Here is a 17,137-nt window from a genome sequence, read left to right on the forward strand (position 1 = left end):
CTTTGCAGCGCAGCTTCCGCACCGCTGAGAAGGCCGTTAACACCTGGTGCGATCAGGTCAAAATCGCCGCGTAGAAACTTGACTCGACTGCTACAAGATCAATTCAGTCAAGGAATCTAGATGGGCTCCGCACACTTCCTAATGAAAACGCTTCCGCGTGTGCGAACCGAGATGAGCCTTCACGTATTGGCCTACAACCTGAAGCGAGCAATGAGCATTCTAGGCACGCAGTCATTGATCGAGGTGATGAGGACGTGAAAGCGCGCAGGCAGAGCGGAATGTTTCGCTGCCAGAGCGTGACGGCAGCGCGACGTTCACCATGTTCTTGCCGCGAGGTTGATTGCCCGAGAATGGATATATCTTGTCCTCGAAGATAGAGCACATTAGTACCCGTTCATCCGCATGGACGATGTCTTCACTGCCGTTGCCGTGATGGACATCGAAATCGATCAATGCCACGCGCGCAAGGCCGTACACGTTCAGCGCATGGCGGATACTCACCGCGACATTGTTGAAAAGCAGAAGCCGCCTGCCGCGGCATATTCTGCATGGTGACCGGGCGGGCGCACGTTGCAAAAGGCGCAAGGAGCTTTGCCTCCGATGACCAGGTCGGTCGCCAGCACTGCGGCCCCAGCGGCACGCAATGCCGCCTGGTAGGTGTACGGATTCATGCTGGTGTCGGGATCGACGTGGACATGCCCCCCGGTTGGAGACAGGTTTGCGATGGTGTGGATGTACAACACCGAGTGCGCTTGTGCCAGCTGTGACTCCGTTGCGAGCGGAGCGTCGTAAGGTTGAATGCAATCTATCAATCCCTTGATTAATAGCATGTCGTGAATGGCCCCGATGCGCTCAGGTGAGTCGGGGTGCATATGCCCCATTTCGTGTTTAGCGCAATCGCGATGTGATATGTAGGCGGGTAACATGTGAGTCCGTTGCTCATGTGAAAGCGACTGCAAATGGGGCCGATGTTGGATGCCGATTCAGCCAGAGTATTGTTCATTTCAGCGCATTTGAACACGCGCGCACGAATTTCGTCGACGCAACCCAAACCAGAAATAGCCGTACACCGGGGCACAATCGTGCTGGTTGACGGATTGTCGCTCCGCGCCCATTGATTCTAGTATTCGATCAGCAGCCGGGTTTGCGCGATGTACACGTCGAGGCGCCTCGCGACAGTTGCTTCCTGGTCGTCGTCGCGCTGGATTAGTGGGCCCGATAGGTCGTCGTCGTTGTCGACCTTCGGTGGGTGCAATCTGAAGTGATACGTACGTCCCGATGCAGCGTGAACCCGCCGGCCGCTCATGGCTCGATGTTCTCGTTCAACGGGACGTCGATCCCCAGCGTGTAGTTGAACGCGACACCAGCCTGTTTCAGGCGTCCCACGCACGTTACCCTGGCTGGCCTCGACTGACTGGGGCGCGAGCCACCTGTCCACGAGCGCTTGTAAGGATATGCGTTGGTGTTCATCGCATGCTCCTACAGTCGTGGACATCGACGGGATGTCGTTGACGACGCCCAGGAATTCAGTATCGGTCGCGGGCTCGTAGAGTTAAATCAGGACGGCCCGAGAATGGAGTAGTCCGTTGTCAGTCTTGTAGGGCGATCCCTACATGGCGTGATGAATTAGTGGCTTGGCGGCGGGACGGTCGTAAATGTTGGCGCTAAGACGGTGCGGTGCGCTCCAGGGAAATTCAGCACGTTCGTGTCACGAATCGATCCGTACATCGGGGGCGTCTGTCGGGAAACGGGACTGAATGGGACTGTCCTGATCCAGGTCAACGAGGCCACGGGTTAGACCATTACGATCGATTTGCAAGGGCAGAAAAAGTGCTCGCTACCCGACACGGCGCATGACGCGCACAAGGCAGCCGCAAAGAAGCGCCGCGGCTGCCGCGCTCGAGGACGCCATGGACTAGACGCGGACCGCAATGGAAAAATGGCTGCACAACTTCGGCTTCTGTGGCGTCGATGCACACAATGATCCACGGGCAGCGAAAGCCTGGGTCTGGATGCATTGGTTGCTGTTCGCGATCAGTTTGCTCACGATCCCGGCTTTTTATCTGGAACTCGTAGACGGTCCGCCGGTGCTCCATCAAGCAGGCCAGCTTCTTTATCTGTCTGTGACTGTTGGCTTTGCCATCCTCTATGCCTGGATTGCGCGACTGAGCCGGCATCGGCAAAGGCTCCTTGGTCGGAACTGGCTGGACATGTTGATCCTGTTGGGAGCGGCGGCGAGCATCGCGGGCGGGGCGACGCCATGGTCGGCGTGGGAGTGGCCGCTGCGAATGGGCTTCATGTGCGTCGTTGCGGTGCGCATCGTGCTCGCTTTGCGCACGTTGTTCGTTCCGAACCGATTGCTCCTGCTTCTTCTCATCGGCGCTGCGATGCTCGGCGCGGCGGGCGCTGGTTTCTACTGGATCGAGCCGCGTGTGAGAAGTTATGCGGACGGCTTGTGGCTTGCTTTCGAGAGCAGTGCCACCGTCGGATACGGCGATGTCGCGCCGACGACGCCCGCTTCGCGCGTGTTTGCTGTTTTTGTCGTGCTGCTTGGCTACGGGATGCTGTCGCTTGTGTTCGCCAATATCGCGGCGATGTTCGTTGGCGAGGAGGAGAAGGTGCTACGGCGCGAAATGCATCGGGACATCAAGCGGCTGGAAGGAGAAATCTGCAGCATGCACGAGGATTTGCGGGCATTGCGTGAAGAACTTGCTCGCGGCCAGTCATCCGAATAGGTCATCACGCCTTCGAACATGACCTGGGTCGCGCCGATCGCGGGCGGCCCGTACGTGATATAGCTGCGCCCCGTGATCCAGCCGATGTCGGCGGTGCACCAGAAGATGTCGTCCGGCTTCATGTCGAACGTCCACTTCATGGTCTGCGCGGCCCACAGCAGGATGCCGCCGGTGCTGTGCTGCACGCCCTTGGGCTTGCCCGTCGAGCCCGACGTGTAGAGGCCGACGGCACCGTCACCAACGTCACTTATCAGGACCTGCTTGGCATACCGCGAGCACCCAGCACGCACGCGGCAAGTCGGTGCGAGTGGACGGATCTTCTGTGCGGGAAGCGCGTATCGGGATGTCGTTATCGTCCATAGTGTTCGCGCCGTCACATGAAATTGGCCACCGGTGTTTGGCCATTCCGTTTCGTGGCCATGTCGCTAGCCGATTGCGTCACGTCTGATGACGACTCGGGGACGAGGCGCCAATGCCGGACGGGAGACCGCCTTTCAATCGATCGTCAGCACCACGCGGCCGTCCACCTTGCCATTCTTCAGATCGGCGAATACTGCATTGATGTTTTCTATCCGATCGCGATGAATCCGGGCTCGGACTTTGCCCTCCGCAGCGAATTCCAGCGACTCCTGCAAGTCGCGTCGCGTCCCGACGATCGAACCCCGCACGGTAATGCCGTTGAGCACCGTCGAGAAGATCGGGAGCGGAAAGTCTCCCGGGGGCAGTCCGTTTAGCGATATGGTTCCACCACGGCGCACCATGCCGAGCGCCTGCGCGAATGCGCTGCGCGAGACGGCCGTAACCAATACGCCATGTGCGCCGCCGATCTCCTTCTGGATCACGGCTGCGGGATCGCCGGTCGAAGCGTCGATGGCGAGCTTCGCTCCCAGTTCGCGTGCGAGCGCGAGCTTGGCTGGCTCAACATCGATGGCGACGACATGCAGGCCCATCGCAATGGCGTATTGGACTGCGACGTGCCCAAGGCCGCCGATACCGGAGATCGCGAGCCATTGTCCGGGCCGCGTGTCGGTCATGCGAATGCCCTTGTACACGGTAACGCCAGCGCACAGGATCGGCGCAATCTCCTCAAAGCCGACCTGCGAAGGCAGATGGCCGACGTAGTTCGGATCCGCGAGCACGTACTCGGCGTATCCGCCGTTCACCGAATAGCCCGTGTTCTGCTGATCGTGACAGAGCGTCTCCCAACCGCTCAGACAGTGCTCACAGTGTCCGCATGCCGAGTATAGCCACGGCACTCCAACGCGGTCTCCTTCCTTGACGCTCTTGACGTCGGCGCCTACCGCAGAGACGTAGCCAACGCCCTCGTGCCCGGGAATGAACGGCAACGCCGGCTTGACCGGCCAGTCACCGTCCGCTGCGTGCAGGTCGGTGTGACACACGCCTGACGCGGCGATCTTCACGAGTATCTGGTTGCGAGCAGGCGTTGGCACAGGCACCTCCTCGATACGAAGAGGTTCGCCAAATGCATGCACGACAGCAGCTTTCATCGACGTTGCCATTGATTTCTCCGGTTGCCGAACGGAAGACGTGGGGTGCGTCACGACGTCCCCAGTATCGGAGGCGGTGACCGGACAGCCTTGACTCAAGTCAATCGGAGTCGTCTCCGCAACGTAGCGAGGCGGGCATGAGCAAGAGCAAGCCTGAACAGGAGCGGGCGGCTATGCTGACCGGGGTCGCGGCTGACTCTAATCGATCAATGCCGAGCGATTGAACTAAACGAGGCGGTCTTCAGCAATTGCGTGAAGGAGCACCGGAAGTCCGTCCAGCGAGTACGCGGCAGCGCAAGCGCGATGCTTGACCCAAGTCAATTGCCTCGTGGTGCGACGACGGAAGATGGCTTATGCGGTGAGTTGCTTCGTACCGCTCGTTCGCAATTGAACTCGACAAGGCTGTTCTGGGCCGGATGAGCGGCGGTGCTCGAAAAGCGACCAACAATTTGGTGGGCGAGGATGCGGAGGCCAAGATGGGTGTAGGAATGCAGATTGCCTGCGTCGGGTTCGCCGGCTCGACGGCACTCGAGGGAGAGGCCGGGGTGGAGTTAGTACGACTGGAGCGGTTCGCGAAGCGCATCGCCGGTTGCCATCTCGCGATCGAGGCGTTGCATGACCATGGCGGACGCGCGCTCTACGACGCGCGTCTGGACCTCATCACGCGCGACTATGAATTGATCCCCGTTGAGCATTGTACCGACGCCGATCCCAACGCAGCGGTACACCGCGCGTTCGACAGTGCAATCCGATTGCTCGAGCGTGAGTCGGCCGCCTCCCGATAGAGAGGAATCCGGCAAGGCGATGCCGGTATGCGAAGCAGCCATTTGGAGCAAGAGACGGCACGGTCAATCGTTTTTTTTCGGAAACCTGCAGTCAACTCCGCTGCTTGGCAATCGAAAGTCACGGCGCCGCACCCGTCCTCGCGTAGCACACTCACGTGCCGAAAGAGCCAGTGTCGCGGGTGCCATCCGCCACTCTGCGGGCAGACTCGTCCTCGTCGGAGAAAATCTCATGTTCTGCGACGGTCGTTTCCAGATCAAGGCACTGGACATGCCAGTGGGCCGTGCGAGGAACCAGGCCCATACTGCCATGGTACGTGGCGCTTCCGCGGGCGCCTTCCGATGGACCGTCCGTGATGGACGAGCCGTTCCTGTTGGCGCACCGCTCGAGGTGCAGACGGCTGAGCAAAACGATCGGCAGCATTCCGTTCGCGTCGCGCAGCAGCGTACCGCCCGCTGACGACTCCAGCACTCCCCATTGCGGCACATCGATGCCTGCATGGCCTTCGCGCGACCATCGACGCGTTTTCGTGTCGAGCCACAACACCGCATACGCGGAATTGGTTTGGTCGAAGGTATCCAGCTTGACGGTAACACGCATCACGTTCTCCGATAGTTCCGACTCAATGACTCAGCACCCATTGCACCAGCGTGTGGGCGTCTTGCGCGGATAAGGGGCCACCTCGTTCTGCGGGTGACGGCATAGCCATATCGCCCCAGTGGGCGCGTCCGCCCATGCGCAGTTTATGTTCGAGCATAGCTGCGGCATTGGGCACGTTACGATAGCGTTCGGCAATTTGCTGAAATGATGGCGCAAGAAATGCCGCGTTATCGGTGTGGCAGAACATGCAATGTTGCTGATCGACGAGAGGCGTGGGCTCCGGTTCCGCCGCGTGTGCTGCGGAGATAAGAAGCGCGGCGGCTGCAAGTGTCAAAAAGCGCGTTAAAAATTGCGCTGCGGTACGGTCAATCAAGATGAGTCCGTCCGTGCGATGGTTCCTGAATTGAATCACAGTGATCTCGCAGTATGAAAATGCCCGACGGGCCGGGCCAACATCGGGACGCGAACTTGCTTGAGCTGCATAGATTCGGCGAGCGCGTTGCGATTGAACCACCCGCTTGCGACGACGGCGCGCCCCGCAGAGGCACGGTACCCGCGTGGGGTGCGTCGCAGGGCGAACGACGGCTCACGTTGGAGGACACCAAAAGGTAGTGTCTGCAATCGATGATGTACCCACAAAGCTTTGCGTCCTTGATCTGTGTCAACGCCGATGGCCCGACGGTCTGAGATATCGTTCCAGCAAAGTCGAACTGCGCCTCGCAGGTGGTCCAAAATCGGGCACAGCGTCGACCACGAGCTTGCAGCCGATACTCCTACATTCATTTTGCGTCACGATCGACCCGATAGCCGCAGCAGGCACAGGTCAGGACACCACCTCAGACATCGCGCGCCGCGGTGAATGCGCGACATACGGCCCCTTTCCAATGCGCAGCAATAGTTGCGGGTGCGCGCTCATGCCGGCTTCGCGGCCAACTGAATCGCGAAGTGAGTCCACTTCGAGCGGCTGATTCAAATAGGACGCGGCCAGGCCGAGCGTGACCGCGGTTAGCAGCACGCGCTCGAGCGCCTGCCCCGCGGCGAACCACGCATCACGATTGTCGGCGTCAGTGCCGATGCACAGGAACATCGGGGACCTGTCGACGAGTTGACGATGCGCCGCGGCGAGCCCACCACCGAGATTGAACGTGCGCAGTGCTAACGCCGCTAGCGGCGCTGCGAAGTCGAGCAGCGCGCTTGCTCCGCCCGCGTAGGCGGGCATGCCGTCGTCATGTCGGCGGGGATGAATCCAGCTTGCGAGCTCGCGCCTGAAGCGCGGATCTTGAAACTGGATGTGATCGGCCTCGGCAATCAGTTCCGCGAGCCGCTGCCGCGCAAGCGCCGATTCAATGCACACAGCATCGACGCCTTCGGCCGCTGCGGCCTGAACGAGTTGTGCCTGCGCGTCTCGGGGCACTGTTTGGTCAAGGAACGATTCGCGCGTTGTCACACGCTGCGTAATCGCATCGAATAGCGCGACGACGCTAGAGTCGCGCGGACCGTTGGGCAGTACGCGTACGTGCGCAAGCACATCCGGGTCCACCTCCACGGGAAATAGCCTGATCGAGTAGCCGAGGCCGAAACGCTGGAGCGCTACGCGCAGATTGAAAAGCGCCGCCCCGCAACTGATGATCAGCTCACGATCGAACGGATCGACGACGGGGAGTGCGCGCGTGCGGTCGGCGCAAAGCATGACGCTGTCGCCGTCGACGATGAAGTGCCACGGCTGCGAATTGTGGCTCGACGGTGCGAGTACCGCATACTGTAGGGCAAACCGCAATTTCGCCTCGACGCCAGCGAGCAGGGTCATTCGGCTTGGGTCGATTTCCCAGGCGGCACGGCTGATGGGCGGATGCATTTGCTTCTACCTCTGCAAGAGCAGACTTGATGTCTTATCGTGGCAGAGGAGTTCCTGCGCCGATTGACAGAGATCAAGTGGGTCGGTCGGGGCGCAGTGGCGGCCATTGGGCACGCACCGCCCTTCCCATGCGTTCTCGAACGGGTCTACACTTTCTCAAGCCCGGCCTGATCGAGAATGCGGATATCCTTGCCGCGCGCATCGACGACGCCCGCTTTTTGCAGCTTCGAGAACATACGGCTGACGGTTTCGAGCTTCAAGCCGAGATAGCTGCCGATTTCCTCACGCGTCATGCGCAGAACGAATTCGGCAGAGGAGTAGCCACGTGCTTTCAGTCGCGTGGAGAGATTGAGCAGGAACGCGGCGACGCGTTGCTCGGCGGTCATCGTCCCAAGCAACATCATCAGCGCGGATTCCCGGACGATCTCGCTGCTCATCAAACGGTGAACGTGATGCTGAATCGCCTTGACCTCGCGGCACAGTAACTCGAGCAGGTCGAACGGAATGATGCAGACAATGCTGTCTTCGAGCGCAATGGCATCGCAATTGTGATGGTCCGACGATACGCCGTCGAGGCCGAGTGCGTCGCCCGCAAAGTGAAAGCCGGTCACCTGTTCCAGACCATCTCGATGCATGACCACGGTCTTGAAGCAGCCGGCGCGTATCGCATAGAGGTTCTGGAAGCCATCGCCTGCGCGGTACAGCGCTTCGCCGCGCCGGATGATGCGGGTCGAGCAAATGATCGAGTCGAGACGCTCGTACTCGGTCGCAGAAAGTCCCGCTGGCATGCAGACTCGCTGCATCGAACACGTCGAGCACCGTGCGTTGTTACGTCTCGAACCCGGTTCGGCGATCTGAAACGTGCGGCGGGGCGCTGGCGGGGCGGGCGTCGCGACAGTCCTGCTTTCGCTCATGGCATACATGCTCGTCTCCTGTCAGTCGGATTGCGTCCGGGATAGTGGGGCGCGCCGCGCGAGGTTTTCGATGACGGCGCGCGCCTGTTCATATTCGGTTGTCTTGTCAAAGAAGTAGTTGGCGCCCGCCGACAGACACGCGGTTCTGATCGCAGCGTTCGAGTGGTTGGTGAGCACGATCATGACGACCGGAAGGTGGTGGCGTTTCACTGCGTTGATCATGTTCAGACCACTGCCGGAGGTCAGATGCGAGTCGAGCATGAGCACATTGGCGTGCGTCGCTATGAGGCTTTCGAGCGCCGTATCAAGGTCGTCCGCCATGCCAACCACCTCGACGCCCCCGATCTGCACGAGCATCGATGCGAGGCGTTGGCGCACAATTCCGGGATCGTCCACAAGGAATATTTTGAGCTTGGGTTCGCAACAGATCGGGTTCATGCAACCCATTATTGGTCGCGTTATCTCAAAATAAAATCAACGAGGGTTGAACTTCAGGTAGGCCTTTGGGAAGTCCGTGTAGGGAATTCCTGACAGCAGGAGAGATTCAGGCTTCGTCGTTATCGTCGAATAATCTGTGGCGAACGGCATAGCGTACGAGCGCCGCTTCGTGCGCCATCTGCATCTTTTCGAGGATGCGTGCCTTGTAAGTACTGACGGTTTTTGAGCTTACGCACAGTGCCTCGCCGATTTCGGTGACCGTCTCGCCGGCGCAAATGCGACGTAGCACCTCGAATTCGCGGTCTGACAGTTGCTGGTGAGGCAGTGCATTGACGGGCTCATTAAGGCTTTGCGCAAAGCGTTCGGCCATTGCGAGGCTCACATAGACACCGCCCGCCGCCACCTTGGTCACGGCGGCGACCAGTTCTGCGCTCGCGCTTTCCTTCGTCAGATAGCCTGACGCGCCGGCCTTGAAGGCTCGTGCCGCATATTGCTGCTCAGCGTGCATAGTGAGCACGAGAATGCGCAAGGCTGGCCTTTCCTCTTTGATCTGCTTGATGAGTTCCACGCCGCTGCGCCCTGGCATGGAAAGATCCTGGACGAGCACCTGAGCCTCGGTCGAACGCACGAGTGCGATCGTGCTTATTCCGTCGCTCGCTTCGCCTGCCACCTCGAAGCCGACCGCGTTGTTCAATATATGGCGCAAACCGTCCCGCACGAGAGCATGGTCGTCCGCAATCAGCACTTTCGTCGTCACGAGTGCGACTCCTCTCGTTGAACGGCCTCGCTAGCCGGTCGGCGCTCGCTAATAGGAGGCGCAAGCAGGTAAAGCTCGAGGGTTGCGCCCGTGGTTCGGAGGGTGGGCGGGAGCAACGTCTCTCCTGTCCTCGCCACACGCTGGAGCGTCTTCTGGCGGCGATCACGGCGAAGGCCGGCGCCCATCAGTTCGCGCCGCGCATCCTGTGTCGACCACGCCGTAAGCCTTTCGACGCTCGTCTGGACAACGTGCAACTGGCGCTCACGAAGATTCTGCCAGCATGCGACACACACGGCGGTGGCAATTCCGAAGACTAGGAGCGCAAGGCGCGCTGCCGCCCTGGTAGGTGCGTTGTGTGCGCGAGACTTAGTGTTGCCGATCATGTGCGCCTTCGGTGAGTGTGGAATTCCCTGACTCAGAACCCGGTGGAATGCGTCAACAAGCAGATCACAGCCCATTTGCGCCGATCGCGGCGCGACGCGCCTCAGAGCGCGCAGACCGCGCCAGGCGCTGTCGATAGCGCATCTTACCTATCCTTTCGGGCCGGGTCGGAAAGCTGCTCGGGCACGAGCCACGGTTCGCCTTCAAGGGGCGGCTCGGACGCGCCAGCCGTGATCTGTAGAAGCGACTCGTGGTACGTAGCGCAATGGGTACAGGCCGGCCGCTTCAAATGCTCGCACATCACGGGCCCGCAGACAGTTGATGCAGGTCAATGGGCGGATGACTTCGGCAGATAAAGTGAAGCCAAACCGACGTGTCGCTCGACGGTCGGCAACACCATCCTGGTCCGGAGAAAATAATGCAAGCTTTCGATGTCATGACCTCGTCTGTCATATCAGTCACGCCTGAAACGACCGTGCGCGAGGCAGCGAAACTGCTGGTTAAGCATCGGATCAGTGCCATGCCCGTGCTCGACGGTGACGGCGATCTTGTCGGCATGGTGAGTGAGGGTGATCTGTTGCACCGTGCCGAGATCGAAACTGAAAAGTCGCATCGCTCGTGGTGGCTGGACCTGCTCGGCTCGGACCGCGAAGCGGGCGACTACGTCAAGTCTCACGGACAGACCGTCGCCGATGTCATGACCCGTCAAGTCGTCTGCGTGGCCGACGTTACGCCGCTCTATGAGGTTGCGAGCATTCTTGAAAGCCATCACATCAAGCGCGTGCCCGTGATGCGGGACGGTCGGCTCGTCGGGATCGTCAGCCGCGCGAATCTCGTGCAAGCACTCGCCGCTGGCGCGCAAGACCCCACGCAAAATGAATCACCTAGCGATCGCGACATCCGGGCAATGCTCATGGCGGAACTCACGGGGCGCAACTGGGCGTTCCCGGGCCGCAATATCGTCGTGCGCGATGGTGTTGTTCACTTATGGGGAACGATATGGTCGACCGACACCTTGAATGCGATGTATGTGGCCGCGCAAGCTATTCCCGGCGTGAAAGGAGTCGAGGACCACACGATTCCCTACCCGATCATGCCGGGCATTTGACCACGGTGCATTGGGCAGTCGACCGGCTGCGAAACCGAAAGCGGTCCCCGCATCGCCATGTCGCCTGGAACCTTCAGGGCCGGAGACCGTACCGATCACGAGGCACCGGGAGAGAACGATGATTGCCGAATTCGCCGCTGGGACAACCCCCCATTTTGCAACGGATCATGTCGAGTTCATTGCCGAGATCGACGGTGCGCGGCAAACCTTTCGCGTGAACGCCCGAGTATTCGAGGAATTGCTGCGCGTCAAGCGTATTGGGAACGCTGCCATCAGAAATCTGTTCACGGCGGACCCTGAACATTTTCTTCATGCGGCTGCGCGCAAATATGGCGACGTAGGTGGTACGGGAGCGCCGATCAACATCACACTGGCGGATTTGCTGAGGTAGGTTTTTCGTCCGATGTATGGGCTGAGGTAAGCTGCACAGTAGAATCGTCTTTGGCTATCCGGCGCTTGCCGTGATGATCGTCTCGACCGGCAACTTGATAAGTATCCGAAAGCCTCTGCCCGGTGTGCTGTCGATTGCGATGGTTCCGCGTAGTTGGCGCACGCGCTCGCGCATCCCCAGCAAGCCGAACGACTTTGTTCCAGAGTCGGCCTCGAGCGCCGCACCACGCCCATTGTCTTCAATCGACAGCACGCAATCCTCGTGCACACGCCTGAAGTCAATCCGTACCTCGCTTGCCTTCGCATGACGCACGATGTTGGTCAGTGCTTCCTGAACCAGTCGAAAAATCGCTGTCGAAGCGGACGCGTTGAAGTCGAGTGCCTCAGTGTCGTTATCCAATGTGGCGCTGATGCCGTAGCGCCGCCGAAAGTCCTTGACGAGCCATTCGATCGCAGCGAAGAGTCCGAGGTCGTCGAGAATGGGCGGCCGCAGGCCCGCCGCGATTCGACGCACCGACGCGATGATTGTATCGATCTGATCCTGCATCGCCTGCGTTTGGGAGATGCGATGGCGGGCGAAGCCAGCTGCGTTGACATCCGAGTCTAGCGCGGCCAACTGCATCTTGAGCGCGGCGAGTTGTTGCCCGAGATCGTCATGCAGTTCCCGTGCGATATCCGTCCGCTCGTTTTCCCGGGCGGTCTGAACGTGAGTCGACAGCTCACGGGCATGCTGGAGTTCCGCGAGTCGCAGTTGATCGGTCATGTCGCGCGTGACCTTGGCAAAGCCACGCAACGTGCCATTTGCGTCACGTACAGCTGTAATCACGACATTGGCCCAAAACCGGGATTCGTCTTTGCGAATTCGCCATCCTTCTTCTTCGATGTGTCCCTTTTCGACCGCCATAGCGAGCTCTGTTTCCGGCTTGCCCGCTGCGACATCCGCTGGCGGATAAAAGACGGAAAAGTGCCGGCCTATGATTTCGTGCGCTTCATAGCCTTTGATCCGTTTTGCGCCGTTGTTCCAAGTGGCGACGTTTCCGGCGGGGTCGAGAAGAAAGATCGCATAGTCTTCCACTGTTTCGACGAGCAAACGGAAATGCTCGTCGCTCAGCAGGTGGCGAATAGAGGAGCGAGCCGGCACAGCTTCGCGCTGGTCGTCAGCCGCCCGTTGACGCGAGGACCTGTCGCGACTTTGCATACGGTCTGTCTCACTGACTGGAAATAGGATTTCGTGGCACGCGGCGAATCATGTCGGCGCTCGCCTGGCGTAATGATCCCAGTCTAGCCGACGCGACAGGCGCCGTCATCTTCCCGCCATTGACGACCGTGATAGAGACATTGTCAAAAGGTAAGCGGATATTGAGATGGCGCCGTTCGCGGCGTAGTCACTCAGAGAGGCGCTTGCGTGTTGAGGTGTTCCCTCGCTGCTTCGGCCTGCGGTTCTCCCTTTGGGACCGGGACTAGCAGGACCGAGCATGATGAAATGCGCAGGAAGTGCTTGGCGACGCTGCCGAGCGCGAGCCGCCGCCCGTGCGTTCCCATCACCACGAGGTCCGCACCAAATTCCTGCGCGCTCTTGAGCGTTGCGCGATGTCGTCACGGGTCAATTCGACTTCGACTACCCGCGGTGCACCCCGCACGCCAACCTGCTGCATGCGCACCGCGGCGAGGGCGCCGAGCGCGGCGCTTTCCTTCACGAATTCATCGAGGATGTCGACATGAAATGCAGCGCTCCCGGCGCCGCCGACGGCAAGTCGATCGCGAAAAGGGGCTGAAGCTCTGCGCCGCTTTCGCGGGCGATTTTCAGCGCCTCGTCGAGTGCGTGGCTCGCGATCACGGTGCCATCGATTTGCATCGACTCTACGAGCGGGCGCTTTTCGCCGTTGATTCAGATCAAGCGCAGCGAACCATATCCACGCGAGGGCGCGGCTTGACGCAGATCAATCGTCGACGGCCAGACGGGGCTAGATTGGTCCTGTGCCAAAGCGCTCTTCATCCTTGAGGAGATCGACATGGAGGCACTCGTCTTTAACGGTCACCGTCGAAAATTGCTCGATGAACGGCCCGCGCCGGCACTCGCAGCCCTCGCGCGCGTGAGCATCCCATGACGCACTCGGCGGACCGCGGCGTCGACCGGAACATTCTCACCGCAGATGTTCCCGGTTGCTAACCGGAGGGTGGCGCGATGGGCGATCTGGAAACGGACAAGTCGATTCACTTGGGTTCATTTTCGACGTGCGGATAGAGTCGGAAAAGCACGAGGAGAGCGCGATGAAAACTTTGCGGGGTGTGACGGCGGTGGCCGATCAGATCACAGTGCGGCCGGATTTCGCTGCGGGAAACACCAGGGAGAGGATCGGGCGTGCGCTCAGCCGGCATACCGGGTGGGGGGCGCACCACATCGTCGATGTGCGCGACAGCAGGGTCACGCTAATGGGAACGACCGACGCGCTTGCCGAGCGCGAGGCGGCTCGCGGTGATGCCTGGTCCGCGCGGGGCGTACATGCGGTGGTCGACAACCTCGAAGTCGAATCAGGAAGGTAACCGACCATGGCACTCACGGCAAAAATCGACGGCGCAGATTGGAGCGTGCATGCCGACACGCTCGACGTGCCGGGCGGGTACGTGTGCGAATTGCGCGTGGAGCATCGGGATCCGGGCGGTCGGCGCTTCGAACATCGCTTCAGACATTCTGGGCGGTTCGACAGCGAGCGCGACGCGATCCTCGCTGGTCTGCGCGAGGGGATGGTCTGGGCCGGGTTGAAGCTGACGAAAACCATTGGCGTGTAGTCGGCGGGCGCGCCGTTTCGGGACAATGACGGGATCAGCGGGAGCAGTCATGACGAGAGTATTGATCGTTCATTTTTCACGCACCGGAGCGACGCGCAGGGTTGCCGCCGCACTGGCGACAACCCTGCACGCGGATGTCGAGGAAATCATCGACCGAAGCGACCGCTCGGGAATGCTCGGGATCCTGCGCTGCGTCCTCGACTCGGTGATGCGGCGGTCCGCATTAATAGAGCCGATGCGACATGATTTGACGGCATACCAAATGGTCGTCATCGGCACGCCGGTCTGGGCGGGCAGAGTGAGCGCGCCAGTGCGCGCGTGGCTCGCGACGTACCGCCACCGGCTGCCGCGCGTCGCATTCTTCTGCACGCTCGCCGGTCGCGACGGCGAATCGGCGCTCAAGGAACTGTGCGAACTGGCAGCCAAGCAGCCGGTCGCGCACTGTGCGATTACTCAAAAAAATGCATCGCCAGGCGAAGAAAGCCGCGCGTTGAATCTCTTCACTCAACGGATCGAGCGCAAGCTTGCCCACATCGAAGAAGTCGAATGGTCGGCCTGAGCGGGGGCAGTATAGAGCGAGACATAAACATACTCCAACCGAAGACGGTGGGGTCGGGGCTACGTCTGCGTCTCTGCGTTGACGCCTCACTTATGCCGACGCACGTGGCGGACTCCATTTGTCGACTGGCGGGAAGCGACACGACACACACGAGTCAACACATTCCTGATCTGATGCGATGTGCAGGATTTTAGGCATATTCGGTATCGCGGTACTCGTGGTCATCGTTGTTGTGGTGGCACTCGTGCAGTACACGATATGGAGAAACGTCGATTAGTTTTGCGCGCCGATACAATGAAAAACTCGAACGGGTTCCGCGGACGCGCATGCTCCAATCTGTGCGGGTGTGCCTCAGCATCCGCGATGCACAGGTCGGTAAACACTCGATTTATTCTACTCAACAGGGATCGCGCCCGTGTTCGCGCCAGCAGTGCGCTGGACCTCTATGGCAATGAAAAGAATCGGGACAGGATCGTGCCGATGCATTGAACGGTTTTTTGTGCTCATTGCTTCGATGCAGAGCGCTTCGCCGCGTTTGAGGCATGCATCGTGAAAGTCTGGATGACAGTCCGCACACGCCTGCGTCGACTACGTAGAGAGTGAGTGTCTCTGTGCCCGCGCCACGGGCACTGTGACATGTTTCGTCGAGCGCATGACCCGATGCGGCTGCCGATAAAAAGCCGCTTCGACGGGACATGCAAGGAATCGAGCGGCTGGACGGGAAAATGGCCGATATGCGAGAGGACGTGCGCATATTGCGCGAATTGCGGATGCGCTTAAGGGGCGGTGCAAAAGGAGCGGCTCACCCAGGGAGGTGCCATCCTTGGCGGATCGGCGCACCGATTTTGCGCACGCCTGAGTCAGATCAATCCTCTAGCCGCAGCGCGCCAGTATTGTCGTTCCATCGTCATAGTCGATGAAAACGGAGCGCGAAATGAGAAAGCCGACCCTGTGCGCAATAATGCTGCTCGGACTTGCAGCATGCACATCGGACGCGCGTTGGAATGAGTTCCGGCAGACCGAGCCGCAGCTCGCGGAGGCACGAGAGTTCGCCTTGGTCGAATGCTCTGGCCGCGAGGAATGCTCGCAACGCTGGGCGCGCGCGATGGAGTATGTCGCGCGCTATTCCGCAACACGCATAAGTCATGCGGATTCTGCTGGAATTGAAACAAGACGTCCGCTCGAAGCCGGTGTGGTCTATCTGTCGGCCACGCGCACGCCATCGGACAAAAGCGGGGAAGGCGCACGCATCAGCCTGAAGGGAATGTGCAGGGGCATGTACGGCATGGACGGCGGCCCTGGCTGGCTCTACGCCAGTTGCGCGAGTCAAATTCGCAGCATCGAGATGAACTTTCGGGCCTTTGTTCTTGCGCCACTTCGCGGTCCGGCGAGCGATCCAGCCTGAAAGGGTGGTCCTTCATAGGTTCTTACTGTAATTGAGCGGGTCGGCCTTGACGAAAAGTCGGCGCTCGAAATCGAGCACCGATGCACTCCGCGCCTGATCAATGGGAGACTTCGTCCCGAACGTGGGCATTTCATCTAATGCGACATGAGCACCGGAACCGTCATCTCGATTCGACCATCGTTCGAGTCAAGCCACCGAGCAGCCGTTCGACCGCGAGTGTGTGGACCGTAGGCACCGAGCACGAGCAGGTCGGCGTGAGCAGCGCTTGCCTTGCTCACGAGCGTCGCGCCGGTGTTCGCTCTCGACGCACTGCTCATCGAAGAAAAACTCGCGCGAACCTGATGGCGATCAAAATACGCAGCCACGTCAATACCGGCAGGCGCTTCGTCATCCTCGTGCCGCTGCACGCTGACCATTTCGACGAAGCGCGCGCGTTTCAGGATCGGTAGCGCATCGGCCACGGCCCTCGCCGCTTCACGCCCCCGTCCCAGCCGATCAGAACTTCGTCGCTGAAACCGCTTATACGCCCGGAACGAGGGACGATGACAGCCGGCACGCCGGAACTCATGACGGCGTCTTCAACAAAGCTCCTTGCGACGTACGATTCCGGGTCTTCGGGATCGTGCTGGCCCAGCACGAGCAAATCGGCGTGGCGTGCGTGGAGCGACGCGACTTCGTGCACGGGCCCTGCAGCGGCGCGCCATTCGGCGCTCGCTCCAGCACGTTGCGCAACGCCGAGAAACACATCGTGAGCGCGCTCGCGCCACTCCGCATGCTGGACCTTGTTCTCGGCGAGCTTCAGGCTTTCGTCGCGATTAAAGAGCGGCCAAAACAGATCCTCGAGAGTGCCGAGTTCTTGCGCCTTTCTCACGGTCTCATCTTGGCGTTCGTGAGCGCCGATCCAGTTCTCGGTA

General features: G+C 60.2%; 21 protein-coding genes and 3 pseudogenes. 9 read left to right on the top strand and 15 right to left on the bottom strand.

The window, feature by feature from the left end:
- Window positions 1-231 precede the first annotated feature (231 nt).
- From AWB81_RS48940 to AWB81_RS47360, 3 genes and pseudogenes are all read right to left on the bottom strand, one after another.
- A pseudogene (locus AWB81_RS48940) lies at window positions 232-926 on the bottom strand (arginase family protein).
- A gap of 194 nt (window positions 927-1,120) precedes the next feature.
- Window positions 1,121-1,306, bottom strand: coding sequence for a hypothetical protein (locus AWB81_RS47355; RefSeq protein WP_062641826.1), 186 nt, complete (start codon window positions 1,304-1,306; stop codon window positions 1,121-1,123).
- Window positions 1,303-1,470, bottom strand: coding sequence for a hypothetical protein (locus AWB81_RS47360; protein ID WP_167306291.1), 168 nt, complete (start codon window positions 1,468-1,470; stop codon window positions 1,303-1,305). Before AWB81_RS47360 ends, AWB81_RS47355 begins: the two co-directional genes overlap by 4 nt.
- Window positions 1,471-1,931: 461 nt before the next feature.
- Between AWB81_RS47360 and AWB81_RS34005 the strand changes: the two genes are divergently transcribed.
- Window positions 1,932-2,735, top strand: a complete 804-nt coding sequence (locus AWB81_RS34005) for a potassium channel family protein (RefSeq protein ID WP_062641827.1) — start codon at window positions 1,932-1,934, stop codon at window positions 2,733-2,735.
- Here the strand turns inward: AWB81_RS34005 and AWB81_RS34010 are convergent.
- Both AWB81_RS34010 and adhP read right to left on the bottom strand, forming a co-directional pair.
- Window positions 2,726-2,956 (bottom strand): annotated as a pseudogene (locus tag AWB81_RS34010) (AMP-binding protein); the annotation flags it as partial. The gene AWB81_RS34005 and the pseudogene AWB81_RS34010 sit on opposite strands and share 10 nt — an antisense overlap.
- Before the next feature lie 273 nt (window positions 2,957-3,229).
- On the bottom strand, window positions 3,230-4,255 hold the full coding sequence (adhP, locus tag AWB81_RS34015; protein ID WP_062641830.1) for an alcohol dehydrogenase AdhP: 1,026 nt from the start codon (window positions 4,253-4,255) through the stop codon (window positions 3,230-3,232).
- 464 nt (window positions 4,256-4,719) lie between these two features.
- On the opposite strand from adhP, the gene AWB81_RS34020 reads away from it, so the two are divergent.
- On the top strand, window positions 4,720-5,028 hold the full coding sequence (locus AWB81_RS34020) for a hypothetical protein (protein WP_062641863.1): 309 nt from the start codon (window positions 4,720-4,722) through the stop codon (window positions 5,026-5,028).
- A 151-nt stretch (window positions 5,029-5,179) separates the two neighbouring features.
- Here AWB81_RS34020 and AWB81_RS34025 read toward each other — a convergent pair whose 3' ends face one another.
- The 6 genes from AWB81_RS34025 to AWB81_RS34050 all read right to left on the bottom strand — a co-directional run bounded on the left by AWB81_RS34025 (window position 5,180) and on the right by AWB81_RS34050 (window position 9,590).
- Window positions 5,180-5,626, bottom strand: a complete 447-nt coding sequence (locus tag AWB81_RS34025) for a DUF3564 family protein (protein ID WP_062641832.1) — start codon at window positions 5,624-5,626, stop codon at window positions 5,180-5,182.
- A 22-nt stretch (window positions 5,627-5,648) separates the two neighbouring features.
- Entirely contained in the window at window positions 5,649-5,960 is a 312-nt protein-coding gene (locus tag AWB81_RS34030) for a c-type cytochrome (protein ID WP_087135388.1), read from the bottom strand.
- A gap of 489 nt (window positions 5,961-6,449) precedes the next feature.
- Window positions 6,450-7,481 (bottom strand): Acg family FMN-binding oxidoreductase, encoded by a 1,032-nt coding sequence (locus AWB81_RS34035; protein WP_062641835.1) that lies wholly within the window; start codon window positions 7,479-7,481, stop codon window positions 6,450-6,452.
- Between the two features lie 146 nt (window positions 7,482-7,627).
- Window positions 7,628-8,395 carry a fumarate/nitrate reduction transcriptional regulator Fnr gene (gene fnr / locus AWB81_RS34040; protein WP_374730538.1) on the bottom strand — a complete coding sequence of 256 codons (768 nt, stop codon included), beginning with the start codon at window positions 8,393-8,395 and terminating at the stop codon, window positions 7,628-7,630.
- 21 nt (window positions 8,396-8,416) lie between these two features.
- On the bottom strand, window positions 8,417-8,833 hold the full coding sequence (locus AWB81_RS34045) for a response regulator (RefSeq protein ID WP_087135389.1): 417 nt from the start codon (window positions 8,831-8,833) through the stop codon (window positions 8,417-8,419).
- A 106-nt stretch (window positions 8,834-8,939) separates the two neighbouring features.
- Window positions 8,940-9,590, bottom strand: coding sequence for a response regulator (locus AWB81_RS34050; protein WP_062641842.1), 651 nt, complete (start codon window positions 9,588-9,590; stop codon window positions 8,940-8,942).
- A gap of 799 nt (window positions 9,591-10,389) precedes the next feature.
- Between AWB81_RS34050 and AWB81_RS34060 the strand changes: the two genes are divergently transcribed.
- Both AWB81_RS34060 and AWB81_RS34065 read left to right on the top strand, forming a co-directional pair.
- Window positions 10,390-11,079: a CBS domain-containing protein gene (locus tag AWB81_RS34060; protein WP_062641847.1), complete on the top strand. Its 690-nt coding sequence runs from the start codon at window positions 10,390-10,392 to the stop codon at window positions 11,077-11,079.
- A 118-nt stretch (window positions 11,080-11,197) separates the two neighbouring features.
- Window positions 11,198-11,470 carry a hypothetical protein gene (locus AWB81_RS34065; protein WP_062641849.1) on the top strand — a complete coding sequence of 91 codons (273 nt, stop codon included), beginning with the start codon at window positions 11,198-11,200 and terminating at the stop codon, window positions 11,468-11,470.
- A gap of 54 nt (window positions 11,471-11,524) precedes the next feature.
- On the opposite strand, the gene AWB81_RS34070 is transcribed toward AWB81_RS34065, so the two are convergent.
- Window positions 11,525-12,667: a PAS domain-containing sensor histidine kinase gene (locus AWB81_RS34070; protein WP_087135386.1), complete on the bottom strand. Its 1,143-nt coding sequence runs from the start codon at window positions 12,665-12,667 to the stop codon at window positions 11,525-11,527.
- Window positions 12,668-12,858: 191 nt separating this feature from the next.
- Window positions 12,859-13,011 carry a putative universal stress family protein gene (locus AWB81_RS47365; RefSeq protein WP_235026056.1) on the bottom strand — a complete coding sequence of 51 codons (153 nt, stop codon included), beginning with the start codon at window positions 13,009-13,011 and terminating at the stop codon, window positions 12,859-12,861.
- A gap of 41 nt (window positions 13,012-13,052) precedes the next feature.
- Between AWB81_RS47365 and AWB81_RS46570 the strand changes: the two genes are divergently transcribed.
- The 5 genes from AWB81_RS46570 (at window position 13,053) to AWB81_RS34095 (ending at window position 16,223) form a co-directional block, all read left to right on the top strand.
- Window positions 13,053-13,244, top strand: coding sequence for a hypothetical protein (locus tag AWB81_RS46570; RefSeq protein WP_200822597.1), 192 nt, complete (start codon window positions 13,053-13,055; stop codon window positions 13,242-13,244).
- A 496-nt stretch (window positions 13,245-13,740) separates the two neighbouring features.
- Window positions 13,741-14,013: a BON domain-containing protein gene (locus AWB81_RS34080; protein ID WP_143753582.1), complete on the top strand. Its 273-nt coding sequence runs from the start codon at window positions 13,741-13,743 to the stop codon at window positions 14,011-14,013.
- A 6-nt stretch (window positions 14,014-14,019) separates the two neighbouring features.
- Window positions 14,020-14,259 carry a hypothetical protein gene (locus AWB81_RS34085; protein WP_062641855.1) on the top strand — a complete coding sequence of 80 codons (240 nt, stop codon included), beginning with the start codon at window positions 14,020-14,022 and terminating at the stop codon, window positions 14,257-14,259.
- Window positions 14,260-14,308: 49 nt separating this feature from the next.
- Complete coding sequence (locus AWB81_RS34090) at window positions 14,309-14,818, top strand: flavodoxin family protein (protein ID WP_087135387.1); 510 nt, start codon at window positions 14,309-14,311, stop codon at window positions 14,816-14,818.
- Window positions 14,819-15,779: 961 nt separating this feature from the next.
- Entirely contained in the window at window positions 15,780-16,223 is a 444-nt protein-coding gene (locus AWB81_RS34095; RefSeq protein ID WP_235026055.1) for a hypothetical protein, read from the top strand.
- A gap of 134 nt (window positions 16,224-16,357) precedes the next feature.
- Here AWB81_RS34095 and AWB81_RS34100 read toward each other — a convergent pair whose 3' ends face one another.
- Window positions 16,358-16,684: a hypothetical protein gene (locus AWB81_RS34100; RefSeq protein WP_062641861.1), complete on the bottom strand. Its 327-nt coding sequence runs from the start codon at window positions 16,682-16,684 to the stop codon at window positions 16,358-16,360.
- Window positions 16,660-17,137, bottom strand: a pseudogene (locus AWB81_RS34105) (hypothetical protein); the annotation flags it as partial. The gene AWB81_RS34100 and the pseudogene AWB81_RS34105, both read right to left, overlap by 25 nt.

The sequence above is a fragment of the Caballeronia arationis genome (assembly GCF_001544975.2).
Lineage (GTDB): Bacteria > Pseudomonadota > Gammaproteobacteria > Burkholderiales > Burkholderiaceae > Caballeronia > Caballeronia arationis.